Origin of the sequence: Methanothrix thermoacetophila PT (assembly GCF_000014945.1) — an archaeon.
Taxonomy (GTDB): domain Archaea; phylum Halobacteriota; class Methanosarcinia; order Methanotrichales; family Methanotrichaceae; genus Methanothrix_B; species Methanothrix_B thermoacetophila.
Map to the genome: position 1 here is coordinate 1562010 of NC_008553.1, position 26416 is coordinate 1588425.

The window sequence follows — 26416 nt, forward strand, 5'->3', positions numbered from 1 at the left end:
ACATCACCCAGCGCTGTTCACCGCGTCCGCGATTCTCTTCAGATCCTCATCGCTGAGCCCTGGATGCACTGGAACGCTTATCACTCTTCTGGAGATCTCCTCGGCAACGGGACAGATCGATCTGATTCCGAGCTGCCGGTACAGGGGCTGCTCATAAACAGGCATCGGGTAATGTATACCCGTCCCTATACCCTTTGACTGGAGATAGCTGGCAAGATCATCGCGGCTCATCGGGAAGTCGTCCTCGACCCTGAGGACGTACTGGTTGTAGACATGCTTGCACCTCGGATCCCTCCAGGGCGTTGTTATGCCATCTCTGCTTATGTGCGCGCTCAGATACTCCGCATTTTTTATTCTTGCATCAATGAACGCATCCAGCTTTCTGAGCTGCACGAGGCCTATCGCGCCCTGGATGTTTGTCATTCTGTAGTTGTATCCGAGCATCACGTGATTGTACTTCCCCCGGTCACCATGGTTCCTAAGAAGTCTGAGTCTTTCTGCAAGCATATCATCATCTGTTGTTATCATCCCTCCCTCGCCAGTAGTCATGTTCTTCGTCGGGTAGAATGAGAAGCATCCTGTGCCGAAGCTCCCCGCCCTCTTCCCCTCGTACTCGGCGCCATGCGCCTGGGCACAGTCCTCTATAAGGATGAGGTCATGATCCTCGCAGATCTCGTGAATGGCTTTAACATCGAACGGCTGGCCGTAGAGGTGCACTCCCAGGATTGCTTTTGTGTTGCTGTTCACTTTTTCAAGAACATCCTCTGGGTTGAGGTTGAATGTCCGGGGATCAACATCTGCAAATACAGGCCGGAGCCCCTGGTACAGAACCGCGTTTGATGTCGCGATGAACGTGAAGGCTGGGCATATCACCTCGTCTCCAGGATCGAGACCGAAGGCCTTGAGCGCGAGATCCAGCGCAACGGTGCCACTGCTCACAGCAATCGAGTCTTTCACTCCAACGTACGAGGAGAACTCCTCCTCAAATCGCCTGACCATCTCCCCCTGAACAAGCATGCCTGACCTGATCACCTGGGATACGACCTCTATCTCCTCATCGCCCAGGAGCGGCCTGGCAATCGGGATGTCATCCATTTCTCTCTCCTCTTGATCATTATTCTGATGTTCACAGGAAGCCTGGAGTATGAATGTGGCTCATGTGATCGCAGCGTTTGGCTATCGAGCTCTGATAACCCTAACAGCAATCAACTTCGCCTCTTTCTTCAAGCTTACTGATCCGCCAAATCACAGGGATGAGCCATCAATGTTTCGCTGAGATGATATATTGGTATTGTGAAGATCAGCAATTGATGTCAAAAGATCCGCAGGCTGAGGATGGCAGCAGAAATATTCTCTTCTTGGGGCTGGTCAGTCTCTTTAATGACACCAGCAGTGAGATCATACAGCCGATAATGCCTCTCTTCATAACATCGCTTGGAGGAGGCGCGCTTGCTGTGGGGCTGGTGGGAGGTCTCAGTGAGGGCATTCCGAGCATTCTGAAGATCCTATCAGGATATGCGGGTGATATAATGGGGAGAAGAAAGCCGTTTGTCCTGGCGGGCTATGGCCTCTCTGCAGCGGCCAAGACGCTTCTTCCTTTATCGTTAACATGGCAGCATGTTGTCCTGCTTAAGAGCATCGAGCGATGTGGCAAGGGTGTGAGGGCAGCGCCGAAGGATGCGATCATCGCGGATTCGGCCGAGCCCTCACGCATCGGACGCGGGTTTGGGACCGTCAGGGCTCTCGACACCTTCGGAGCGGTGCTGGGATCCGTTATAGCTTATCTCCTGTGGAGCGCAGGCCTGAGCTTCAGGGATATTCTGGCGGTAGCGGCTGCACTCTCATTGATGGCATTTGTCCCTCTTTTTTATGTCAGGGATATAAGGAGATCTCCAGTGGTAGTCCTCAGGCCTGGCATCTCCTCTCTATCGCCACGGCTCAGGTGGTTCATTCTCGTGGCATCCGTATTTTCGCTTGCCAACTTCAGCTACATGTTCTTCATGCTCAGGGCGCAGGAGCTCTTCACAGGGGCTCTCGCAGTTGGAGCTCCTCTTCTGCTTTACATCCTCTTCAACGTGGTCTACTCGGGAATGGCCATACCGAGCGGAGCGGTATCCGATCTCATAGGGAGAAGATGGATCCTCGCGATCGGATACGCGCTCTTCTCCTTGGTTGCCCTCGGATTCGTCTTCGTATCGTCTTCAGAGTGGCTCGTGCTGCTCTTCGTCATGTACGGTCTTGTCTTCGCGGTGGTCGATGGGGGGCAGAGCGCATATGTTTCGGATCTGAGCTGTGATGAGATAAGATGTACAGCACTGGGCGCATATCATGGAATGGTTGGGATCGCCTCGATAGCTTCTGGCCTGATCGCCGGCACGGTCTGGCAGATATATGGACCGGCGGCGACCTTCCTCCTCAGCGCCCTGCTGGCCGCGGTAGCATCATGTGGCATGATCCTCGGAGGGGTGATTACGGGTGGAGAGAGTCGACAGCTATCATGCTCAGGTCGAGAGTAACGGGTGGGGTTGCAAGCGATTCGCCTTGTGAAACCATCGAATTTGGCTTCTTTATTATTTTATATATTATTACTAAAGTATTACTGAACAATTATTCTGCTGGAATCGAGAGCTATGGCGAGGTATCTCATGAATCTGGAGAGGCTGAGCGCTCCAGATAACGATTGACTTCGTGTTGTGTTACGAAAAATGGCATTGGGTGCAGACTGTTTTCATCCACATGGATGATCTCACGTCATGAGCGTTTTTCAGGAGAGGCTCGTGTCATACCCTTGGATAATCAGTATGCTGCAGTTCTGTATGTCTGAATCATGAGGAGCTAAGGCTGCGTGCAGTAGTAATAAATTTGTGTAAAGCCAGCAATTATATTATGGTATGATACGCGATGATCTCGTAATTTTGATCTCGGTGTTGCTCCTGTTTTCAGGCTGCATTCAGCCAGAGGAGCAGCAGGAGGTTGCAGAAAGTGTGGTCTCGGAGGAGTGGCAACCTGACGGCATTGTGGGTGTGAATGAGTACTCACACTCCCTGAAGCTCTACAGCCCTGCCAGGCAGGGCTACACGGGTGGAGTGATGACCATCTCCTGGAAGATCGATGATGAATATCTCTACATGGCCCTCAATGGAAGCACACGCGGATGGCTTGCCATCGGCTTCGAGCCCACTGAGTGGATGAGAGATGCGGATATGGTGCTGGGGGTTGTTGATGGGAATGCGAGAGTGCTTGACGAATATTCAACGGGCAACTACGGCCCCCACATAGAGGATACATTGCTCGGAGGCACAGACGACATACTGGAGTACGGCGGAAAGAGCTATGGTACGCACACAGTCGCGGAGTTCAGGAGGAGGCTCGACACAGGAGATCGCTTCGACAAGGTGTTGAGGTTGGGGAAGGACGTGTCGATAATCTGGGCGATGTCAGATAACACGGATCCAAGTGTAAAGCACAACATCGCATACGGAGAGGGCTTGATCTATCTGGGAATGACACAGAGCTCTGCGGATATTCATGGCTCGCGGGACACATCACGGAATAATATAACACAGAATGTGACACAAAATGATGCCGATTGGATGCTCTTCATATGGAAGGAGGAGAAGGCAGCCCGTGATCTCTACGAATCGCTTTATGAGCGGACAGGCCTGACGCTCTTCCTGGATCTGGTGAGATCCGAGCAGAGCCACATGGATCAGATCCGATCTCTCATGGAGCGATACGGAATGGAGACGCCTGACCTGGAGAGAGGCGTTTTCGATAACCAGACGCTGCAGGGCATCTACAACGATCTCCTCTCGATATCCTCGGATGATGACGCTCTCAGGGCGGCTGCGACCTTTGAGGAGATCAGCATCTCGGATCTGGAGAGAGCGATATCTGAAACCAGTAATAAAGAGGCAATCGATGTCTACAGCGGGCTTCTTGCCGGATCGAGGAAGCATCTGCGATCGTATGTGAGGGATCTGGAGGATAGGGGTATCGAGTATACCCCAGTGTATCTGAGCAGAAGCGAGTTCGATGAGATTGTGAGGGCGGCGTAAAAGCAGGCCTTCGGTCGCATTCTCCGCATTTATCCTCTATCATCCCTTATACGAAGAAGAGCGCGAGAGAAGAAAAGATCCTCGAGCTCATTCTCCGCATTTATCCTCTATCATCCCTTATACGAAGAAGAGCGCGAGAGAAGAAAAGATCCTCGAGCTCATTCTCTGCATTTATCCTCTATCATCCCTTACACGAAGAAGAGCGCGAGAGAAGAAAAGATCCTCGAGCTCATTCTCTGCATTTATCCTCTATCATCCCTTACACGAAGAAGAGCGCGAGAGAAGAAAAGATCCTCGAGCTCATTCTCTGCATTTATCCTCTATCATCCCTTACACGAAGAAGAGCGCGAGAGAAGAAAAGATCCTCGAGCTCATTCTCCGCATTTATCCTCTATCATCCCCTTGAGTTGGTCGTTTAGTGAAATCATCGATATTCGCAACGCCCAGCCCTGCAGATTTGTGGGATTTCTCGTCAGAGCTCGTCTATTGCAACTATATCATTTGGCGGTAGTGTGCTAATTGGTATGAAAATGGTTCTCACGAAGGTCAATTTTCATCCACATGGGTGACCTTGGGTCATGGGTGTTTTTCTGTAAATTGATCTCAAGCTGCTATGCCCTGTTTTGAATTTACAGTAAATATGGCACACAGTCTGTTTGGCTCTTCGAGCCCGCAACCCATCTTAAAGCATGGACCTCAGAGAGGTCCGATGCGTATCTCATTCTGGCCCGACTGCGAGACTGGCGCTCTCGGGCCGGCTCTGAGGGCGAACCTGATCCTCTGGCTGTAGTAGTTGCCGCTTGGATCGTTCGTCTGTATGTAGTTCCTGCCGGACTGGTACATCGGGGCATTGTTTGTGCCTGCGATGATGGTACCGTATAGCCCCTGGTCCACAGTGTTGTAGCTGCCCATTATGTAGGCGGAGTTGCTCATCGTCTGGCTCGGATCGACATGTGCAGGCAGCATGTTTATCGTCTGCACGACCTGCTGGCTCAGGGTGTTGCCATCTCCCACTATCGTGGCAGTATTCCATCCGCTCTGGTAGATCTCATTGCCCGTAGCGCTCTGTGAGACGAGCTGGTTGACTGTGTTCAGATCTCCTACAACAGCGACAGCATTGGCCGCGCTCTGTGATATGGTATTGCCATTTGCGCTCTGGGATGTGCTCTGCCCAACCGTATTGTTGTTGCCTATGACAACAGCCGCATTTGCGGCGCTCTGGGTTACGTAGTTCCCTGAGGCGCTCTGGCTTATCTTCTGGTTGACATTGTTGTTGTCTCCAACCACCACTGCAGCATTCGAGGCGCTCTGGCTCACATAGCCGCCAGATGCGGACATGTCTATTGACTGCGATACGGTGTTGCCCCCATGATATGCGGAGGCAAGCGGGATCATCAACATCAACATCAATGCAATGTATCTCATATCATCACCTGCGGGTTAAGGGGCCCCCAAAAGGGGACCCCGCCCGGCGAGTTTCCCCCACGCCCCAACCCGCAAGAGAAGAGTACCCGTAGCGGATTTAAATTCCTATTTTTCACGTAGGTCCAATATCAGCTTGATGTATACCAAGGGGCGGTTAGTGAGGATGATATAGACGGCGACAGAATATTTGGAATTAAATTAATAAATTTAATCGAATTATTTTAGTACCTCCTGTTGATAGTAGTAATCATGAGAGTAGCAGTCATTCTGATCTTGATCTTGCTGGTCAGCACAGCCGGCGCGATCACCGACGCCGACTACAGCATCACCAGATCCAAGAAAAGCGCTGCAGAGATATCGGGCATGGGATACCACGGAGCTCACTCCGCGCGCCTCAGTGTGTATCCGGGAGGGTCATCTAAAAGTGTGCCGATAACCATCAGCCCAACACGTATGGATGCGCTCGATACACTCAACCTCTGGATCTACCCGGCGTCTAACAGGGGTTCTATCGAGCTGGAGGTCTTGCTGGATGGAGATAGTGATGGAAAGTCGGGTACCAGTGATCCAGATGATGCACGCATTCTGATTGACATGGCAGCATGGAGCGATGGCAGATGGGTTGATACAGGTGGCAACTCCAATGGCTGGCGCGAGTTCGATGCATCAGAATCGAGGCTCGACATAAAGAGCAAGGACTCTCAGAAGAGCAGAAAGGACCTTACATGGTCTGAGGCACAGGAGGTCCTTCGCGGTATGGATGTCATCAAGGTATACATACGCCTCAGAGGCGCCACGAAGTACGAGGGCGTATCCTGCTACGTGGATTATGTGAGAATAGCAGGAGAGGTGATAAGCTTCGAGCCTCTGGAAAGAGACTCCATAAAGAAGGCGAAGCAGAGCAGTGTCAGCCCGGGAAGCACAATCACATACACCATAACATATGGGAACAACTTGGAGGTGCCTGCGGATATTGTTGTGCGGGAGTTCTACGACCAGAGGACGTTCTTTCTCGAGGCGTATCCTCCGCCGGATCCCGGAACCACAAACGTCTGGACCATACGGGGGTTGAGGCCAGGGGAACACGGCCAGATAACCGTGAAGGTGAAGACGCTGAGGGGATCATGTACCGCCGGGATCGATGGGAGTGTGGTTGGCGTGGGTTATGCATCCGTGTACCGGAGGCTCTCTACGGAGCGAGAGACATACTACGTGACGAACAGCGTCCGCATCGATGGCGGAGGGATCAACCGGAGCGCATCAGCCACGACAAAGGTCAGATCGCAGGCGGGATTCGTTTTCGAGTTCACGGAGCATGGGTCTGGGAGCTATGCAGCATCTGATGATATGGATTACTCGACGACGTCGATAGTGTTCCAGAGCGAATCGCAGGCGAACCGATCGCCCATTGACCTCAACCTGAGCATGAGAAGCATCGGCTACAACAGCACATGGGGGTTGAGCTGGAGCTGCGAGAACCAGAAGCTGAACAGCTACATGCAGGAGACATATTATGGGGAATTTATAAACCTCAGCGGCATGGCCATCATGAGAAGCACGCGATCCACATTTGAGAGCCGAGGGAGCATCAATGGCATGGCGGACCTGAGATACATGACAAGGGACTCTGGTGTCGAGAGGAGGCTTTATGGGATCTTCAACCTCAGCACCAAGGGAATTATGTGGAAGAAAAGCCGATAGGGAGATGTGGCGAGGGAGGGGAGGGTGCCTCCCCCGCATCTTACAGGAGGTATGGAGGACGCTTGGATAGTCCCACTCTCTTACCCGCGCCAGTGAAGGCATACACTGGTTCTCCTTATATCTCTATGTTTCAGCTAGATCTCATGTAGATCTCATCTATGTCGGGTGCATCAGGCATGAATGAGAACAGGGAGTGTTCCGAATCCAGTGAGAACGCTCCTGTCCGTTTGCGAATGGTTGATTTATCCCCAGTAACGGGCCGGCGCGGAAGCTGGATCTCCATATCATTCCTTGGACCAGTCCGGATAAGAGCTTAAGTTAGAAATACTGGACTTTATCGCCTTCTGCAGGTCAGAAACACCTGATCCTTATTCGGGCACGTCCTATGCCTTCATGGTGATCCACAATGCTCGGTCTGCCCAAACCTCCTGAACATCTCGCACATGGCTATCGATTCCAGGATATCGTTCAGCTGTTTGAGCACACGACCCCTGGTTGCTGATGCAGAGACAGTCTCAAAATAACCAGCCGGCATAGGTGGCAGCGTTTGGATCCAGGCATCCAGAGGCGCTGAAGGATCGCATAGCGCAGTCGATTGCCGGGTGCAATTTTGAGACGAATTCTGCCAATTAGGAGCTGTCCGAATAAGGATTAAGCGCCTCCGGCACCCAAAGGCAGTAACGCTCAAGTTCCTGGCTTCAGCTCTTATCCGGACAGCCCTGCCAATTCATTCAGCAGGAATACATAGCAGGACAGGCGTCCCTGCTGGTAAGTTGCCAGATGGATGAAAGCAGTTGTTATAAGGATATGAGCGAAGATGTTTTATTGCCCTCAACTAACATCGGAACCATGATTAGAAGGGCACCTCTGAGCTTGCGATATACAATCCTCTTAGCGGCGTTTGTTGGTGCGATATCCGGATTGGGTGCGTTCATCTTCTACTTTCTCCTCGAGCTGTCGACGAGGGTGTTTCTGACAGGCTTGGACAACTACACTCCTCCAAAAGCAGGAGATGTGGAGTTGGTTAATATCGACTTCCATATCGGCATGCTTCCCCTTCCCGCTGTCGTAACACTTGGAGGACTTCTCAGCGGGTTAATAGTTTACAAATTCGCTCCGGAAGCGGAAGGGCATGGGACAGATGCTGTCATCAGATCCTTCCACAAAGCGAGGGGGGCTTTGAGGGCAAGAGTGCCGGTTGTAAAAACAATATCATCAGCAATAACAATTGGAAGTGGGGGGAGTGCTGGCAGGGAAGGGCCGATAGCTCAGATTGGGGCCGGTTTCGGGTCTTTCGTTGCCGATCTTCTGAGACTATCGGATAGGGATAGAAGGCTGCTTGTGGTGTGCGGAGTTGCGGGTGGGATAGGGAGTATATTTCGGAGCCCTTTTGGGGGGGCGATGTTTGGTATCGAAGTGCTTTACAAAAAGGACTACGAGGTTGAAGCGATAGTTCCTGCATTTGTCTCTTCAATAGTTGCCTTCGTTACCTTCAATGTTGTAACCAGTTACTTTGCAGGCATACCATTTATCTCTCCGCCAATTTTCAAAATCCCTCAGCTTTCAATCCACTCTCCACTTGAGTTTCCTCTCTACGCAGTGGTTTCAGTTTTGGCGGCTTTTTTTGGAGTTTTTTACATAAAGACCTTCTACACCATCCGTGGTCTCTTTAAATCCTCCAAAATACCGCAAACCCTCAAACCAGCTTTCGGCGGACTCCTCACTGGATCTATCGGCATGCTTCTCCCAGGTGTTCTTGGAATGGGGTACGGGTACGTTCAAATGGCCATAGATGGGAAGCTGGCGCTCTCAGTGATATTCCTTCTGATTTTGGGTAAGATCGCAGCCACGTCCTTTACAGTCGGTTCTGGTGGGAGTGGTGGTGTATTCGCGCCATCAATTGTAATTGGAAGCATGGTTGGTGCCTTCATCGGATACCTTTTCCATCAACTCTTTCCTGAAATTGTTGTGCAGCCAGAAGCGTTTGTCCTTATCGGCATGTCGGCCTTCATTGCAGCTGTGGCAAAAACTCCTATAGCATCGATTTTGATGGTTCTCGAAATGTGTGGAAGTTATATGATGCTGCCAGCTTTGATGATCTCCTCCGCGTTGGCCTACTGTCTTAGTGGTGACCACTCAATTTACTCAGAGCAGGTTGCAACAAGAGCGGAAAGTCCGGCACACAGGATGGAGATGTCAGTAGATGTTCTTAAGGATGTGAGCGTGGATGAGGCGATGGTTCCGGCAGAGAAGCTGGTCAGCGTCTCACCCAACCAGAAGGTGAGCGAGGTTCTTGCTCTCATAGAGAAAACGGGACATATAGGTTTCCCTGTTGTTGAGAATGGCATGCTGGTTGGAATCGTGACATTCAGGGATGTCGAGATGGTTCCGGTTGGAGAGAGGGAGAACAAGCTTGTTAAAGACATAATGATGAGGGACTTAATTGTAACTTACCCGGATGAGAGCTTAGAGGATGCTCTGATAAAACTTGTTCAGAAAGATGTGGGGAGGTTGCCTGTTGTTGACAGAAAAATGAACAGAATGCTTTTAGGTCTGATTACGAGAAGCGACATAATCAAGGCCCATGCAAGAGAGGTGGCGAAACTTAAAGAGTGAGCAATGAGCCAGCAGCGGTGTGGATGCTCTGAGTGGGAATCTGAACGTGACTCAAAATTCCGGTCGGGTACTTGATTCGTTGAAATCCAGAGCGCCAGTCCCTCCAGATTCAGGGGATATCCTTTCCATGGCTCTCGATTCCAGCAGAACCATTCAGTGATACGAGCTCACGATCTGGCGTCTGGGCAGCAGCCTGCTGCAAGTGTGAACTCAATATGATTGAGAAGAGAGCAAAAGTCGATTGGATGTAGGGTAAAGGAGGGAGATTGTAATGATAATCGACTTTTGCCGAGGTTTATATCCGACTTTCGTCGAATATAAACCTTCCGGTTACACCATCACGCCATCATATTTATAGTTTACTCAACAGCATGCGGGCGGGACTGGATGGCAAGTGATGCGCAATTTAGGAGGGGGTGACGGGATCGTGATACAGTTCCCTCCCGCGCATGCCGCGCCAGGACGCCTGGGAACCACAAAACGTGAGCTGAGCGCCTTCTGGGATCACCTGTGCGCAAAGTACGCGACGACCTCCTCCCCAACAGAGTCAATCCTGACGAAACCGTATCGTTCGAACTGAACTATCCTGTCGAGCTCATCTGAGATGCCATGCTCTCCAATGCCGGTATCTGTCTTATCAGGACCGAGAACGCGGACAGGGATGCCCTCAACAGGAGCCCAGTGGATTATCCTGAGCTTTAGACGTTTCGCGGTCTCGGGGCTCAGATCGATGAGCTCTGCTCTGAGCGGGAATATCTCCTTTATCTCTATGTTGCACAGGTCCTTCAGCCTGATCCTGCTTCCAGGCGCCAGCCCCGCCACATCCTCCTTGCATAGAAGGAGCCTGCCCCCTGCCCTTATCCTTCTCGTGCCGCGGTCTATGGTCGGATGGAGAGGAGCTTCCGCGACCTCAGGCACCTCACCTTTTATCTCTATCTCAACCGGATCCCATACGAAGAACCTTCTGTTTGCGATTGGATCGACAATTCGCCTGTTCTCCGCGTATATCGAATCCATGCTTATGCTGATGTCTGTCTCCCCGACGCCGAGATCTATCATGAACTTCCTGAGAGCCTCCGCTGTGATGCCCCTGCGCCTCATGGCCCTCACGGTCGGAAGCCTGGGATCGTCCCACCCGCTGTACTCGCCTGCCTCTATCGCTTTCCTGAGCTTGCTGGTGCTGAATGCACCGAACTGGAATATCTTCACCCGTCCCCAGTGGAGGACCCTGGGGTAAACCCATCCCATATGATCGTAGAGATACCTCTGCCGCCTCTCGCTGTCTATCAGATCCTTGCCCCTGAGTATGTGAGTTACTCCAAGCAGATGGTCCTCAACAGCGGACTCGAAGTCCAGCAGCGGCCAGACGCGGTACCTCTCGCCCACAAGCGGGTGGCTCTTTGTCACTATTCTGAAGCCAGCCCAGTCTCTCATAGCCGGATCTTTGTGTTTTATGTCTGTCTTCACCCTCAGTACAGCCTCGCCCTCCTGGAAGCTGCCATCGAGCATTTTATTCCAGAGAGCCATGTTCTCATCGACGGTTTGATCCCTGTGCGGGCATGGCATGGCAGCATCCTTCAGGGCCTTGAACGCAGTTTGTTCACATAAACATACATATGCCCCACCTCTGCGAATCAGCTCCTCAGCGACCTCATAGTACTTTTCAACCCTCTGGCTCGCCGCTACGATCTCGTGGGGCTCTGCTCCAAGCCATTTGCAGTCCTCTATGTACCAGTCATACGCCTCTATCATCGGTCTTTTGTTAACAGGATCGGTATCATCGAAGCGCAGGATGAACTTCCCGCCGTACATCTTCACGTACTCTGAGTTGATTATTATCCCGCGTGCGCTTCCGAGAGTGGGTGGGCCGTTCGGGTTCGGCGCGAAACGCATGACGACTCCACCCTCCGCCCCCTCTAAAGGCTGCAGGCCCTTTGCAGGCTCTTTTCTGGCGCTTATTTCCTCGATAAGCTCTGGCGCCATCTCCCTGAGCCTGGACTCCCACTGTTCTGGGCTCATCCGCTCTATCTCATTTAACACGCTGGTTATGAGCGGAGCTATCTCCCTGGCCCTGGGCCTGAGATCCGGGCGCTCCCCCATGAGCTTTCCCATGACAGCACCGTGGTTGGGCGCGGATCTGTACTTGACAGCGTTCTGCAGCGCAAACTTCTCGATCAATTCCCTGATCTCTTCCGTCACCAGACTCCTCCTGGCTCTGCGAGTTACTGGCCACCGCTAGAAATGGCCATCTACTTTAGACCATCGCTAGCGCATCACGTATCATCCTGGCATGATCGAACGCCAGCTCAGGCAGCTCATCTGGACGGAATATACGCGCATCAGATGCGTCTGATCCTGATCTGAGCTCGCCACTGCCATCAGCGAGATAGCATATCGAGACGACATGCCCCCTCGGATCGCGGTCCGGATCAGAGTAAACGCCCACCAGCTTCACAAGAGATGCACTGATGCCGGTCTCCTCCATGACCTCTCTCCGCGCCGCGTCCTCCACAGTCTCGCCGATCTCGACAAACCCTCCTGGAAGCGCATAGCATCCCATGAACGGAGGGTTCCTGCGGCGGATGAGAACTAATCCATCATTCATCCTCAATACGACATCAACCGCGAGCATCGGCGTCTGTATGCTTTGTCTATCTCTCATCCAACCATCTCCGGGAGATTCTGCACACGCAATTGCTATTACCGTTATATCGAGATGCCCTCAGGTTCAGGTCGGTGCAGTATGGTCTTCTGTGTGCGTGTGTCACGCGCACGGTCTGCCCACACGGACGTTCTAACTGAGAGCTGATGTCGGAACTATTGGACCTTATCTCCTTTGGATGTCTGAGACGCTTAATACTTATTCGTACAGGTCCCCTCAGCACAACAGAATATGCCATATAGTAGGTAATACAAAGGACGCCACTGGATTCAGAGGCGTTGCGATTGACCATAGAGGGTGAGCTGGGCAGGTTGCGGGTCGGAGACGCTTATTCCGTCAGGCTGATGGGGGTTATCAACCTGAGCGCCGAGTCGTTCTACAAGGGATCCGTCTCCACGCCCGAGAGAGCGGCCTCATTCGCCATCAAGATGGCAGACGAGGGCGCCGAGGTGATAGACGTCGGAGCAGTCTCCACAGCGCCCGGCTCCCCCTTCATCTCAGAGGATGTGGAGCGCGAGAGGCTTTTCCCCGCTCTTGAGAACATACTGGACAGCGTTGATGCTGAGGTGTCTGTGGACACCCAGAGGGCATCGATAGCGGATCTTGCCTTGTCGATGGGTGCAGCCTGCATCAATGATGTATCGTGTCTTAAAGATCCCTCAATGGCAGAGGTCGTTGCAGATCACGGGGCATCGCTTCTACTCATGGCCTCTAGAGATAAGCCTGGGGATATCCTGGAGCTAAAGGATATCATCCCGAGGCTCGCGGCGGCTGTCAGCACTGCTGTGGAGAGTGGGGTCGACCCGAGGAGGATTTTGATCGATCCTGGGATCGGCAGGTGGATTCCTGAAAAGACCTACGAGTACGATCTCGCAATTCTCGATCGGATGAGAAGCCTGCGCTCACTGAGGAAGCCGATCGTCGCGGCAGTCTCCAGAAAGTCTTTCATCGGTGCGGTTCTCGGTCTGAAAGACCCCGCTGATAGGCTGACAGGATCGATAGCTGCGACGGCAATCGCTGTTTACAACGGTGCTCATGTTGTCAGGACTCATGATGTCGCTGCCTGCAGGGATGCTGTCAGGATAGCCCAGGCTGCACGCGGAATGCAGATGCCCTCCGGCAGGGTGGAGCTTCTCCAGCTCACAGGCTCAGCCGAGGAGCTAAGATGCATCCTGGACTGGGTTGAGGTCGATCCGGGAGCTTATGATATCCTCTGGAGGAAGGGCTCGTTTATTGTAGTTGCTGTTGAGGACATAACCCCGATGGAGGCATTGGTTATAAAGCAGGAGATGCTTGCAGCGGGTGGAGACGCTGCGGTGCCCAGAGGCGCTCTGAGGTGCGATCCATCCGCAGACAGAGCTGTGATATTCGGAACGCTGGCCCAGATCGAGAGGCTTGTAAGGAAGCTCAGGCTTCAGCCGTTCGGCCTGCCGGCCATCGCGAGCGAGATCGAGTCAGTTCTCTCCACAGATGCGAGCAGATACAAGGTTACTGAAGATGTAACCGCGTCATCCAGACAGCAGAGCAAGGGAAGGGGATGATATGCTGGAGATCTTCGGGATAAAGACCGGTCTTCTGAAGCCCGGCGAGGATCACGTAGAGGCTCTGAGGAGGGGGCTTGCTGAGGCAGGCATCAGGCTCAGGGATAAAGATGTGATCGTCGTCTCTGAGAGTTTTGTTGCAACCGGGGAGGGGCGTGTAGTATCCCTTAAAGACATCACCCCCAGTGCGCGTGCGATCGCTCTTGCCTCCAGGTACGAAAAAGACCCCGCAGAGATGGAGCTGATACTCAGGGAGTCTGATGAGATACTCGGGGGAATCCCTGGTGTGGTTCTGACACTCAAGGATGGTTTTCTTTACCCAAATGCGGGAGTCGATCATTCGAATGCGCCTCCCGGGTATGTGGTCCTCCTCCCATCAGACCCGAAGAGGGCAGCATCTAGAATAAGAACTGAGCTCTCAAACGGCGTCAGAATAGGCGTGATCATAGGCGACAGCAGAACACATCCTCTCAGGCTTGGATGCGTCGGTGTTGCGCTCGCATGCGATGGCATCATACCTGTGGAGGATGCCCGCGGTAGAAGGGACCTGTACGGAAAACCCCTTCGTATAACCGTCAAGGCTGTGGCAGATAACCTCGTATCTGCAGCACAGCTTGTAATGGGCGAGGGGGATGAGGGAATTCCTGCAGTTGTGATACGTGGAGCGCCGGTCGAGCTCTCTGATTCGGGACCTGCTGCAATACCTAACATACCGCCGCACGAGTGCATGTATATCGGCGTACTGAGATCGATACCGCGTCCCTACACAGGCGAGTACGATGATCTCATCAAATCCGCAATCGATGCCAGGGACCAGGCATACGCCCCGTACTCGAAGTTCAGGGTTGGAGCTGCGGTACTGTGCGGAAGCGGGAAGATATACAAGGGCGCAAATGTCGAGAATGCATCATCTGGAGCAGGAATATGTGCTGAGAGAGTCGCGATGGCCACCGCAGTGGCTGCAGGGGAGCGAGAGTTCGTAGCGCTTGCTGTCGCTGGAGAACTGTCGAAGCCCATAACACCATGTGGCATATGCAGGCAGATGATGATCGAGTTTGGCGATATGGATGTTGTTATGGTGGGATCAAATGGCGATGCGCTGATGGTGAGGGCAAGTGAGTTGCTGCCGGATGCCTTCACGTTATCATGCAGATCGGGATGTCCATAATCGGGGCAGTAGCAGAGAACTACTTGGGATCGGGTTCGCCTCAGCTCCGCTGACAGGATCTGTCCGGATGAGAGATAAATTCAGAGATCTGTGGCTTGCTCTTTTTGGATGGAGAAACGCTCAATCCTTAATCGGACAGGTCCCTCTGACGGATGCATATGTATTTATCAACCGTTGCAGATCTTTCCCATGATGCAGGAACCTCTGGTATTCGCCCTGGGCAGGATAGAGAATCTTGTCCATCAGGTCAGTCTTGATGCCAAGAAAGGCACCGGCAGGGTTATAACAAACAGATCCCTCGTTGCCAGAGATGATCTCCATGAGGCGCTTGAGATATTCAAAGATGCGATAGACAGCGGTCTTGCAGTATCTCCGCTGGTCAGGCTGGAGGATGTGGGAGAGAGGTTCATGATACACACAGTCTGCAGCATGACCATAGACGGATATCTCATAAAGCACGGGATACCTGTTCGCCCCAAGGGCGGGGGGCTGATAGAGGTGATCGACAGGGAGACCGTGCGCTTTACGGATATAATCATGTACTGGGCCACAACTATAGATCCCCTGGACCTTCTCATAGCTCAGGAGCTGACCGGCATATGCGAGATGATGCGGACAGGGACTGGCAGAATACTTGGAAATCTGCACGAGGCTCCGATGATCGCCCACGATACGATTGAGGATTTGCTCGATGAGTTGAGAGATGCAGGGATCATGGGGGTAATAGAGCTCGGCGATCCGAACATGGATGTGTTGGGGATGCCGGTGGAGCGAGATCATCTCGGAGTGGCGCTCATTGGCGGCACGAACCCTGCCGCGGCCGCGGTCGAGTTCGGGCTTGATATCGAGACAGCATCCATCTCCGGGCTTACCGAGATCTCTGAGATGTGCCACATAGATGAGCTGATTGATCGGATGCTCTGATCGATCTCCAGGAGCACCTCTGGATACCTGAAGAAACACCTTCCCAGAGGTGAATGGACTCCTCTCCGTTATTGAAGCTTGCGTCCTGCTACTCTGTCATGGACATACCGGTGCTCTGCACAGAAATACCTTGAGAGACCTCTCCTCTAACTCATGCGATCACGTATCGCTGAGCGGAGAGATCTTGCAGGGCTGGGGGACCTCCCGGTCTTTAGCCCGAGCGACTCATCCATCTGATTTTGCGGAACAGCAGGGAACAGCGGCTTGAATAAAGGGTAAGGTCGATCGCTGCTGGTTGGAGTCTTAAGAGCACGCCTCTCCGATGATTCGACCATATGAGCCGTCTGAGTTTATGTTCTGCTGCTTCATATCCTCATTCTGAGCCAGCTCGCCCTCTTCTGAATATCATCTTCCATGCCTCGAACCAGAGCACGCTTGTGGATGCGAGGGCGAGGCATATCATGATATCTTTTGGGTGGAGGTATCCGAAATGGAACATCTCCCTGAGCGATGGTATGTAGAGAATCATCGATAGCAGTAGCACAGTCCCTCCAAAGATCATCCAGAGCGCGGAGTTTCTGGTTTTAATGCTCTGGAGTATCGTTTGCGACCAGGATCTGTTTGTGAGTATGAGCAAAAGGTTTGCCAGAACAAGTGTGGTGAAGATCAGAGCTCTGACTTCGTTCATGTCCCCCACGATGCTCATAAGGTAAATCGTGGAGAGCACCGCAAGAACGCTTATCCCCTGAAGAGCGCCCAGAGCGATCACACCAGTGCTGACGAGCGGGGCCTTTGGATTCATTGGAGGTCTGGACATCACATCGCTCTCCTCAGCCTCGGCCTCGAATGCTATCGAGCACGCGGGATCTATTACGAGCTCCAGGAAGGCTATGTGCACAGGCATCAGAAGCAGTGGCTGGCCGAGAGCAACAGGCAGTATGGACATGCCCGCGATCGGAACGTGTATCGCCAGTATATACGCAGTCGCCTTTCGGATGTTGTCAAAGATCCTTCGCCCCAGGCGTATCGCCTTGACTATCGAAGAGAAGTCATCGTCCAGCAGCACGATATCCGCAGACTCTCGAGCGACATCTGTGCCCCTCGAGCCCATCGCTATGCCTATGTGAGATGATTTAAGAGCGGGAGCGTCATTGACCCCGTCCCCAGTCATGGCAACTATCTCCCCCTGACTCTTCAGAAGCTCGACGAGCCTGAGCTTCTGCTCGGGGACCATCCTGGCGAAGATGTTCGCGTCTCTCAGTCGTTTTGAGAGCTCTTCATCGCTCATGGACTCGATCTCAGGCCCGGTCAGGACAGATCCGCGGTTGAGGTTGATGGAGGATGCGATTGAGGCTGCGGTGATTGGATGATCGCCTGTGATGAGCATCACCCTCACTCCAGCTCTCTGGCATTCATTAACTGCATCAGGCACGCCCGGCCTGATGGTATCAGAGAATCCCAGCAGCCCCATAAACTGAAAGTCGAACCCGTGCTGCCCATCCGGCAGCTCAGATTCTGAGATCGCGGCCCTGGCGACCCCCAGAACGCGCAGGCCGTCCGCTGCCATCCTCTCTACAACTTCATAGATCTTATTCAGCTCTTCACCATCGAGATGGCAGAGATCGAATATCGATTCCGGCGCGCCCTTCGCGGCTATAACATATTCACCCCCGTGCATCCAGACCATCGACATCGCGAGTATGTCATCAGTGAGCGGATACTCCTGAACGAATGTCCAGTCGTTGTGGATGTGCTCTGTCCCGTTGAGCTCCCTTCTCCCCAGCTCCTGGAGAGCGATCTCCATGGGGTTGAACGGATCTCTCCTCCCGGCAAGTATCCCGAACTCAACGACATCGTGAACATCCTCAGGAAGCGCCCCATCAACATCGTATATCCTGCCTCTGGCGAATATCTTTCTGACACGCATCCTGTTCAGGGTCACTGTGCCGGTCTTGTCTGTGCAGAGGACGGTTACAGATCCGAGTGTCTCTATGGCGGAGAGGTTTCTGGTCAGGACATTTATCCTCGAAAGCCTCCAGGCGCCGAGTGCTAGAAAGATCGTGAGAACAACGGGGAACTCCTCGGGGAGTATCGCCATGGTGAGCGTTATCCCTGCGAGAAGGCCGCGGAGAAGATCGCCGGTCTCAAGCGCATACGCTATCAGAAGAACCGTGCTCAGGGCGAGCCCGAAAAGTGTGAGCCTGCGGACGATCGATCGCGTCTCTCTCTTTAGCCTGCTCTCCTCGAGCTCTATGCTCTTGAGGGATGCTCCTATCCTCCCCATCAGCGTCCTGGAGCCAGTGGCGACCACTCTTGCCAGCCCTCTCCCCTGGACGACAAGTGTGCCGGTGTAGACAAAGGGCACATCATCTCCGCCGGGCGGCATGACCTCCTGGTACTCTTTATCTTCGCATGGGATCTTCCTGACTGGCATCGACTCTCCGGTCAGTATCGACTCATCCACCAGCAGACTGGTGCAGGAGATCACTGCAGCGTCCGCCGGCACCCTGTCACCCTCCTCGAGGACTATGAGATCTCCCCGGACGACCTCTCTCCCTGGGATTCTGACTGGCGTTCCATCTCTGATCACCAGCGCTCTCGGGCTCGAGAGAGCCCTGAGAGCATTCAAGGCGCCCTCTGCCCTCCTCTCCTGGTAGAGCGTTATGGAGATGACTACAAGCACAAAGAATATCAGAATCAGCGCCTCCCTGCGGTCTCCCAGGAGGAAGTAAATGGCTCCGCAGGCAATGAGAAGGGATATCATCGGCTCCTTCAGCACATCCATCGCGATGGAGAGAAGCCCGCGCCTTCTCTCAGATGGAAGCTCGTTGTATCCCTCCTCAATAAGCCTCCTCTGTGCATCAGCGCTCGAGAGACCTACAGCCACCATATCAATCACTTTCCTGAGAGGCTCTTAAGGCAGCTCAGGACACGCTCTCTGTCGGAGGTCCTTGCCAAAGATGCCAGCATTGATACCAGCAGAACCAGCGCGACAAATCCCAGCGCGAATGTGACCGGTATCTCGTACAGATCTGAGAGGAGCATCTTGATGCCCACGAATATCAGTATCAGTATCACACCGTGGTTGAGGTAGTGGAACATGTGCGCGCAGGCGGCCAGAGCGAAATAGAGCGCTCTCAGCCCGAGAACCGCAAAGACGTTGGACGTGTAAACCACGAATGGATCGACTGTGACCGCGAAGACCGCTGGGATCGAATCCACCGCGAATACCAGGTCGGTCACCTCGACCGCGATCAGGACGATAAGTAGCGGCGTGGCCATTGTTCTCCCATAGGCTCTGGTGATGAACCTCCCGCCATCGTAGTGGTCTGTTGCCGGTACAACACTTCTGAACATCCTCACAACCGGATTCCTGTCCGGCTGTACCTTTGACTCCCTCTGGAGGGCCATCTTAATTCCTGTTATTATAAGAAATATCCCGAAGAGGTAGATGATCCAGTCGAAGTGTTCTATGAGTGTCAAACCGGTTGCTATGAAGAGCGCTCTCATGAGGAGTGCAACGACTATCCCCCAGAACAGGACTTTGTACTGATGTGTCTCTGGTACCTGGAAGTAGCTGAATATCATCAGGAAAACAAAAAGGTTGTCGACGCTCAGCGATCTCTCTATGAGATACCCTGCCAGGAACTCTATGGCCCTGTCCTGGCCATGCCAGAAGAATATTATTATATTGAATACAAGCGCGATTGCTGTCCAGATCCCGCTCCAGATCAGCGACTCCTTCACTGTTATAACGCTTGATCTTCTGTGGAAGACTCCGAGATCAACTGCAAGAAGTAGGACGACGAGAACGCCAAAGCCGATCCAAAGCACAACCTGGTTTGATGTCAAGGGGACACATCCGTCGAATTTTTGCGATTTGACGAAACCGGAATACGTATTTGCCGATATTTAAGGCCTTTCCATCGCGGCCAGCGTTTGCAGGCACATGAACAGCGATATGAGGGAGTATTCCTATAAACCCTTATTTTTACAATGGCGGATTCTCGCTGATATCGTATTTGACTCACATTTGCCTCAAAACCAGAGGTTTTTAGGAATACTCGAGGGTCTCTGACAATACGCAGGCCGGCCTTGGTCTCTCAGTTCTGTGTATATCTGATACTTCGATACCATGCTCTTTATCGCATAGGCCGCTCGAAACTGTTACATATCGACTTAAACCAACTCTGCACAGGATGTGACATTCTTGAAGGTTGTGGTGTACTACAACGGAGAGTTCGGCGAGAGGGTCGTTGGCAATCTCCTCAACTACCCGGGATTCTGCATCTCATGTGGCGAGGCGTGCACGCAGTGCAGAAGCGGAAAGTACAGCGGAGCTGAGGATATCGTTGCGGCTGTTGAGATGCCGGATCCCTCGACCCTGGGAGACTTCATAGACGATGTCGAGCCGCTGCTTCCTGCGGTTCCAGAGGCGGATATCGCGATCGTCATAAATGTACATCCGGACATACTCTTCGGAATGCTTCCAAGAATGAAGGATGCGGGGATTAGGGGAATAATCGGATGCTCCGAGAGTCCGAAGGATATGCCCATGGGGCTCAGACTGCAGGTATCCAGGGCTGCGGAGGAGCTGGGGCTGGAGGCCGCCTTCTCCAAGCCGTTCTGTGCCATGAGGCCTGATCCTCTTAAGCCGAACATAGCAGCGTTCCTCAAGAGAGCGATGATCGGCGAGCCTGAGCTGGAGATTGTGCTCCAGAAGGGCAGAGAGGGGAAGGATGTGATTGCCGCAGCCAATGTCATCAGATCTGCCCCATGCGGATCGACGTGGTTCGTGGCCAAGCGGCTGATCGGGGTGGAGAAGGACGATCCCAGGCTGCATGAGAGGATCTCGGAGGCTCACCACGCATATCCATGCACTGCGAGCATGGACCGAGATCCTGAGATCGGAGACACCGTGCTGCATAGGGCGGGGTACATCATAAGGGATAAGGTCGAGGAGGCGATCAGGAGAGCCGTGTCCAGGTAAGGTTTTTGTAATATCCTGTGGTATGTAGAATCATGATGTTTACATCATTCGCCTGGGCTTTGGCAGTGATGCTTGTGAGCGAAGCAGACACTGCAGAGGCCAGGAGATGGCTCGAGAAGGGCAACTCGCACTTCAACTCAGGAAGATACGAAAACGCTTTGGAGGCGTACGATCGCGCCATAGGGCACGATCCAACAATCGTGGACGCATGGAACAACCGCGGCATCGCTCTCTCATACATGGGAAGATATGAGGACGCTCTGAAGAGCTACGATGAGGCGCTCAGGCTCGATCCGAACCATGCGTTCGCCTGGAACAACAAGGGCATGGCCCTGGGATCGATGAGAAGGTACCAGGAGGCTCTCGCCTGCTTCGACAGGGCCCTCGAGATCGATGCGTACTTCATAGGCGCGTGGTACAACAAAAGCCATGCCATGGCAGCTCTCGGCAGAGCAAGGGAGGCGCGGGCTGCGATGATCACAGCAAAGACCCTCGAGAGCGCAGCGAGAAGATGCAGGTGAATCACAGTCTTGCTCTCGGCCATCTGATGAATTGTCCGCAGAAGCACTGCCTTTTCATGCGCTCCTCTCGGGTGAATTAGTGCTCACAATCAGTCGCATTGGCCTCCAAGCTGCTGCAAGAGCGTCTGCAGCCTCTGTGCCCATCGGTGGGGCTTCAGGATTAGCTATATATCCATGATTTGATTCATACTGCGTTGCCCTTTTGCGGGACAGTAGGGTAGCCTGGTCCATCCTCGAGCGTTTGGGACGCTTGGACCGCGGTTCGAATCCGCGCTGTCCCATCACCTGGACTCAGAGGTCCGTCCCATTTATAAGTGGATAGCTTACACGACCACAATCTCATCGCAGGAGCTACACGCTCTTTTGATCTCATCCAGCGGTGCGCCTGGAAAGTGATCGAGGATGCACATATCTGGGGTGTTCACAGCTGAGAATAGCTTTCGTATGTCTCCATGGTACACCTCTATCTCGCATGCGCCCGTTGCCCGCCCGACGAGCCTGGGACTGCCTCCTACCATCTCCACCCCGCGATCGAAGAGCTCTATGCTCTCAATACCCAGAACATCCCTGTTAACCTCAAGATTTATAAGCACGTTCTCGACCGCCGGCAGCCATATGTCGTTCATCACGACCTCCTTCGCGCCGGCCAGGACGCAGACGAACCCCAGCGTTCCGGGCCCGCAGAGGCCGTCGATCACACTTCTTCCAGAGATCCTGAGGTCCTCCAGAATCCGTATCTTCGGGTAGCTCTCCCTCGGAAACTCTATGTGTATTTTAGACTGATTTTTATATATCACCAGATCGCCGTAGATGCTCTGGATGATGTCACAGCGCATGTCACAGCCGGAGAGCAGCTCCCATATGTGTCCATTTTTATCTACAACGCCTGGTATCTCTCTGCTGCGCCTGATCACGCCCTTGATCTCCGGGATCTCAAGGAGTCTTGATGCCGCAGCTCTGTTCACCCTATCCATCACCAGTATGAGCTGAGAATCGCCGAGGCGCGGCGGATACGGCAGGGGATATCCGATCTCTATCATCGGCGAGCCGACGCTCCGGAGCGGCTCGCGATCGTCGCGAAGGCCCTCCTCCACGAGGAGATCCATCGCCTCGATCATGACCAGGTCCAGTGGTGCTTTTCCGCACTCTTCACATCTCTCCAGATCTCCTGTCTGGAGAGATCTTCGTGGGGATTTCTTGTCAATATAAGGCTCATTTTTGCAACTTCTACACGCCATGTAAATATTGTCAATGGAGCTCAGGATATGGGTGGCCGGCCTTACGCATCGTCCTCCACAGGATGGGCAGTCCATGGTGATAGTTGATCTATGAAGATATGTAACACTTTCCTGGCATCAGACCGGAAGCGGACCAGAAGATTTCTAAATACGAAGTGCTTAGGCCCGGAGAAGGTGGTTGTAAGATGGCACAGAGAGGCATTAGGGAGTTTGATGCTAAGAGGCTGCTGGCCAGGTTTCTCCCAGAATACCTCGATGATTTCGATTACAGGGGAGATGTGGCCCTGATCGGGCCTGAGACCGATCTGGACTCGATCGTCTCCAAGAATCCCTGGATCCTCGAGAAGAGGCTTGTGGTGAAGCCAGATCAGCTCTTCGGGAAGAGAGGAGTGCACGGGCTTGTCCTGCTTAACGCCTCCTGGGATGACGTCAGGGAGTATCTGAGCGAGAACATGAACAGAGAGGTGACCATAGGCGGCGTCAGGGGAATCCTGGATCACTTCCTGGTTGAGCCTTATGTGCCTCACGAGAATGAGCTCTATGTGGCCATAAGCTCGGATCGCGACGGAGATACCATCTACTTCTCTACACAGGGAGGCGTCTGCGTGGAGGAGAACTGGGACAGGGTCATTCAGATACACGTCGACATTCTGGATGGCATCGATGTTGCAGATATAAAATCCAAACTCCCGGCCTCTCCTGATGCAGACAGGATGGCGAGATTCATTGAGGCTCTCTTCAGGTTCTACGTCGATCTCGGTTTCGCCTACCTGGAGATCAATCCGTTTACAGTCGTGGACGGGAAGATAATTCCTCTAGACATGGTCGCGAAGCTGGACGATGCTGAGGAGTTCTGGTGCAGGAAGAAGTGGGGTGATCTGCTGTTCCCGGAGCCATTCGGCAGGAGCCTGACACCTGAGGAGCTCTTCATAAAGGAGATAGATGCGAAGACGGGCGCATCGCTGAAGCTCACAATACTTAACCCGAAGGGAAGGGTGTGGACGATGGTCGCAGGCGGCGGAGCCAGCGTGATATACACTGACACGATATGCGATCTCGGCTTCGCCGGAGAGCTGGCGAACTACGGCGAGTACAGCGGAGATCCGAGCACGGAGGATACGTATCATTACACAAAAACGATACTTGATCTCATGACCCGGGAGAAGGATCCGAGGGGGAAGGTTCTGCTCATCGGTGGTGCGATAGCGAACTTCACTGATGTTGCGAGCACCTTCAAAGGCGTTATCACGGCCCTGAGGGAGTACAGGGAGCAGCTCAGGGAGAACAACGTCAGGATATACGTGCGCAGGGGCGGGCCGAACTATGAGGAGGGCCTGAGGATGATGAGGGAGCTCGGCAGCGAGCTCGGCATACCCATAGAGGTCTACGGCCCTGAGACGCACATGACCAGGATAGTGCCGCTGGCACTGAGGGAGGAGTGAGCTATGAGCGCGAGGCCTGATTACATTCTCTTCGACAGGAACACGAAGGCTTTCGTTTACGGTTACCAGGTGAACGCCATCCAGAGGATGCTGGACTTCGATTACGTGTGCCAGAGGGATACCCCCAGCATCGCGGCCATAATAAACCCGAGCAGATCCGGAATACACAAGGCATTCTGGGGGACGAGGGAGATCCTCCTTCCGATGTACAGGACGATCGCCGAGGCTGCTGAGAATCACCTGGATGCGGATGTGATGGTGAACTTCGCCTCCCACAGATCCGCGTTTGATACAACGATGGAGGCTTTGCGGGAGGATACGATAAGAACTGTTGCGATTATCGCAGAGGGTGTGCCTGAGAGGCACGCCAGGATAATCGGAGCGACAGCGAGAAGAGCAGGCAAGGTGATAATCGGGCCTGCGACTGTTGGGGGACTGACAGCAGGCGCCTTCAGGATAGGCAACACCGCAGGGACAATAGAGAACATCATTGCATGCAGGCTCTACAGGCCGGGGTGTGTTGGATTCGTCTCGAAATCAGGAGGAATGCTCAACGAGGCGTTCAACATCATCTCCAGGAACTCGAATGGTGTCTACGAGGGCATAGCCATAGGCGGTGACAGGTACCCTGGCTCCAGCATGCTCGATCACATTCTCAGGTATGAGGCAAATCCGGATATTGCGATGATCGCATGCCTTGGCGAGCTCGGCGGTGAGGACGAGTACAGGATCGTCGATGCTCTGAATGAAGGGAGAATAACAAAGCCGCTTGTTGCGTGGGTCACGGGAACATGTGCGCCTTTCTTGCCTGCGAGCGTACAGTTCGGGCATGCAGGCGCGAAGGCGGATACAGCGAAGGAGACCGCACAGGAGAAGAACCGGGCGCTGAAAGAGGCAGGAGCTTTTGTGCCGGAATCGTTCGATGGATATGGAGATGAGATAAGAAAGGTGTACGAGAAGCTCCTGGCCGAGGGAAAGGTCAAAGAGGTGGTCGAGCCGCAGGTTCCGAGAATACCGGTGGATTACAGCAAGGCCCTCTCAACGGGCATGATAAGAAGGCCTACAACATTCATATGCACGATCTCGGACGATCGCGGCGAAGAGGTTCTCTACGCCGGGATACCCCTGAGCGAGGTGCTTGAGAGGAACATGGGAATTGGGGGAGTGATTGGACTCCTCTGGTTCAAGAAGGTGCTCCCAGATTATGCTGCCAGGTTCATAGAGCTCGTTCTCCAGATAGTCGCGGATCACGGCCCGTCAGTCTCAGCGGCGCATAACGCGATCGTCGCATCCTGTGCTGGCAAGGATCTCATCTCATCCCTGGCAAGCGGCCTGCTCACAGTAGGTCCCAGGTTCGGCGGTGCGATCGATGATGCAGCCAGGGAGTTCAAGAGGGCGTATGACGCAGGCCTCACCCCAGAACAGTTCGTGAATGAGATGAAGAGGAAGGGTGTGAACATCCCTGGAATCGGGCACAGGATCAAGAGCGTCAAGAACCCTGATAAGAGAGTGCAGCTGTTGATCGATTATGCAAAGAGGCACTTCGCAAGGACGGATCTACTCAACTACGCGCTCCAGGTCGAGGCGATCACGACAGCGAAGAAGGGCAACCTGATCCTGAACGTCGATGGGTGCATAGGCATACTCTTCCTGGACCTGATGGCATCGTGCCCGGTCTTCACGCAGCAGGACATAGATGATGTGCTAAAGTACGGATACCTCAACGGCCTCTTCGCGCTTGGCAGGACGATCGGGATCATAGGGCACATCCTGGACCAGAAGCGCCTGGGCGCGAGGCTATACCGCCATCCATCAGAGGATATAGCCTTCATGCTGCCGGAGCACTAGAGCTCCGGCATTTTCTCCCTCTGGTGCAGGCGGAGAAGTTTTGCCGTGAGTCCATCCCCTTCACTATCTTTTTGGCCATCGCTGTTGCCCATCTGATTGTGTATCCTGTATAGTCCTTCATCGGATGATTTGGCCAGGGGGAGGCACTGGTACTGTTGATCATTCTTGGATATTGTGGTTGAATCGTCGGAGATGTAAACTCTGACACTCCAGCTAGTGTCAACCACCACTGCATCCCTTCTACGAGATTGCAGAGCGCAGAATCACCGGGATGGGCCAAGA

18 protein-coding genes and 1 tRNA gene are annotated in these 26416 nt (G+C 53.4%); 12 read left to right on the plus strand and 7 right to left on the minus strand.

Annotated features, from left to right (window positions below; translation table 11 throughout):
• Positions 1–3 precede the first annotated feature (3 nt).
• Entirely contained in the window at positions 4–1095 is a 1092-nt protein-coding gene (locus MTHE_RS07620; RefSeq protein WP_011696626.1) for a DegT/DnrJ/EryC1/StrS family aminotransferase, read from the minus strand.
• A 215-nt stretch (positions 1096–1310) separates the two neighbouring features.
• On the opposite strand from MTHE_RS07620, the gene MTHE_RS07625 reads away from it, so the two are divergent.
• Both MTHE_RS07625 and MTHE_RS07630 read left to right on the plus strand, forming a co-directional pair.
• Positions 1311–2516, plus strand: coding sequence for an MFS transporter (locus MTHE_RS07625; protein WP_175265915.1), 1206 nt, complete (start codon positions 1311–1313; stop codon positions 2514–2516).
• A 375-nt stretch (positions 2517–2891) separates the two neighbouring features.
• On the plus strand, positions 2892–4058 hold the full coding sequence (locus MTHE_RS07630; RefSeq protein WP_011696628.1) for a DUF2202 domain-containing protein: 1167 nt from the start codon (positions 2892–2894) through the stop codon (positions 4056–4058).
• 696 nt (positions 4059–4754) lie between these two features.
• Here the strand turns inward: MTHE_RS07630 and MTHE_RS07635 are convergent.
• On the minus strand, positions 4755–5483 hold the full coding sequence (locus MTHE_RS07635; protein ID WP_011696629.1) for a hypothetical protein: 729 nt from the start codon (positions 5481–5483) through the stop codon (positions 4755–4757).
• A 249-nt stretch (positions 5484–5732) separates the two neighbouring features.
• Here MTHE_RS07635 and MTHE_RS07640 point away from each other — a divergent pair, with 249 nt between their 5' ends.
• A complete protein-coding gene (locus MTHE_RS07640; protein WP_011696630.1) occupies positions 5733–7184 on the plus strand; it encodes a hypothetical protein in 1452 nt (483 codons plus the stop codon).
• 849 nt (positions 7185–8033) lie between these two features.
• Positions 8034–9800: a chloride channel protein gene (locus MTHE_RS07645; RefSeq protein WP_175265916.1), complete on the plus strand. Its 1767-nt coding sequence runs from the start codon at positions 8034–8036 to the stop codon at positions 9798–9800.
• 504 nt (positions 9801–10304) lie between these two features.
• On the opposite strand, the gene MTHE_RS07650 is transcribed toward MTHE_RS07645, so the two are convergent.
• Entirely contained in the window at positions 10305–11999 is a 1695-nt protein-coding gene (locus MTHE_RS07650; protein WP_011696632.1) for a glutamate--tRNA ligase, read from the minus strand.
• Between the two features lie 55 nt (positions 12000–12054).
• Complete coding sequence (locus MTHE_RS07655) at positions 12055–12462, minus strand: NUDIX domain-containing protein (protein WP_011696633.1); 408 nt, start codon at positions 12460–12462, stop codon at positions 12055–12057.
• Positions 12463–12746: 284 nt separating this feature from the next.
• Here MTHE_RS07655 and folP point away from each other — a divergent pair, with 284 nt between their 5' ends.
• The 3 genes from folP (at position 12747) to MTHE_RS07670 (ending at position 16095) form a co-directional block, all read left to right on the plus strand.
• Positions 12747–14003 carry a dihydropteroate synthase gene (gene folP / locus MTHE_RS07660; RefSeq protein ID WP_011696634.1) on the plus strand — a complete coding sequence of 419 codons (1257 nt, stop codon included), beginning with the start codon at positions 12747–12749 and terminating at the stop codon, positions 14001–14003.
• A gap of 1 nt (position 14004) precedes the next feature.
• Positions 14005–15171 (plus strand): coenzyme F420-0:L-glutamate ligase, encoded by a 1167-nt coding sequence (gene cofE, locus MTHE_RS07665; RefSeq protein ID WP_011696635.1) that lies wholly within the window; start codon positions 14005–14007, stop codon positions 15169–15171.
• 192 nt (positions 15172–15363) lie between these two features.
• On the plus strand, positions 15364–16095 hold the full coding sequence (locus MTHE_RS07670) for a DUF128 domain-containing protein (protein ID WP_232840848.1): 732 nt from the start codon (positions 15364–15366) through the stop codon (positions 16093–16095).
• 373 nt (positions 16096–16468) lie between these two features.
• Here MTHE_RS07670 and MTHE_RS07675 read toward each other — a convergent pair whose 3' ends face one another.
• Together MTHE_RS07675 and MTHE_RS07680 are read right to left on the minus strand one after the other, a co-directional pair.
• A complete protein-coding gene (locus MTHE_RS07675) occupies positions 16469–18985 on the minus strand; it encodes a cation-translocating P-type ATPase (protein ID WP_011696637.1) in 2517 nt (838 codons plus the stop codon).
• Positions 18986–18990: 5 nt separating this feature from the next.
• The gene (locus tag MTHE_RS07680) at positions 18991–19947 is read right to left on the minus strand and encodes a TerC family protein (RefSeq protein ID WP_011696638.1); all 957 of its coding nucleotides are present in this window, start codon (positions 19945–19947) and stop codon (positions 18991–18993) included.
• Positions 19948–20314: 367 nt separating this feature from the next.
• On the opposite strand from MTHE_RS07680, the gene MTHE_RS07685 reads away from it, so the two are divergent.
• The 3 genes from MTHE_RS07685 to MTHE_RS07695 all read left to right on the plus strand — a co-directional run bounded on the left by MTHE_RS07685 (position 20315) and on the right by MTHE_RS07695 (position 21887).
• Positions 20315–21085 (plus strand): DUF166 domain-containing protein, encoded by a 771-nt coding sequence (locus MTHE_RS07685; RefSeq protein ID WP_232840932.1) that lies wholly within the window; start codon positions 20315–20317, stop codon positions 21083–21085.
• Positions 21086–21117: 32 nt separating this feature from the next.
• Positions 21118–21606 carry a tetratricopeptide repeat protein gene (locus MTHE_RS07690; RefSeq protein WP_011696640.1) on the plus strand — a complete coding sequence of 163 codons (489 nt, stop codon included), beginning with the start codon at positions 21118–21120 and terminating at the stop codon, positions 21604–21606.
• A gap of 206 nt (positions 21607–21812) precedes the next feature.
• Positions 21813–21887: transfer RNA gene (locus MTHE_RS07695), tRNA-Pro, on the plus strand.
• 42 nt (positions 21888–21929) lie between these two features.
• Here MTHE_RS07695 and MTHE_RS07700 read toward each other — a convergent pair.
• Positions 21930–22844, minus strand: coding sequence for a methyltransferase (locus tag MTHE_RS07700; RefSeq protein ID WP_232840849.1), 915 nt, complete (start codon positions 22842–22844; stop codon positions 21930–21932).
• Between the two features lie 185 nt (positions 22845–23029).
• Here MTHE_RS07700 and MTHE_RS07705 point away from each other — a divergent pair, with 185 nt between their 5' ends.
• Together MTHE_RS07705 and MTHE_RS07710 are read left to right on the plus strand one after the other, a co-directional pair.
• Positions 23030–24286, plus strand: coding sequence for an ATP citrate lyase citrate-binding domain-containing protein (locus tag MTHE_RS07705; RefSeq protein WP_175265918.1), 1257 nt, complete (start codon positions 23030–23032; stop codon positions 24284–24286).
• 3 nt (positions 24287–24289) lie between these two features.
• On the plus strand, positions 24290–26134 hold the full coding sequence (locus MTHE_RS07710; RefSeq protein ID WP_175265919.1) for a citrate/2-methylcitrate synthase: 1845 nt from the start codon (positions 24290–24292) through the stop codon (positions 26132–26134).
• Positions 26135–26416: the final 282 nt, after the last annotated feature.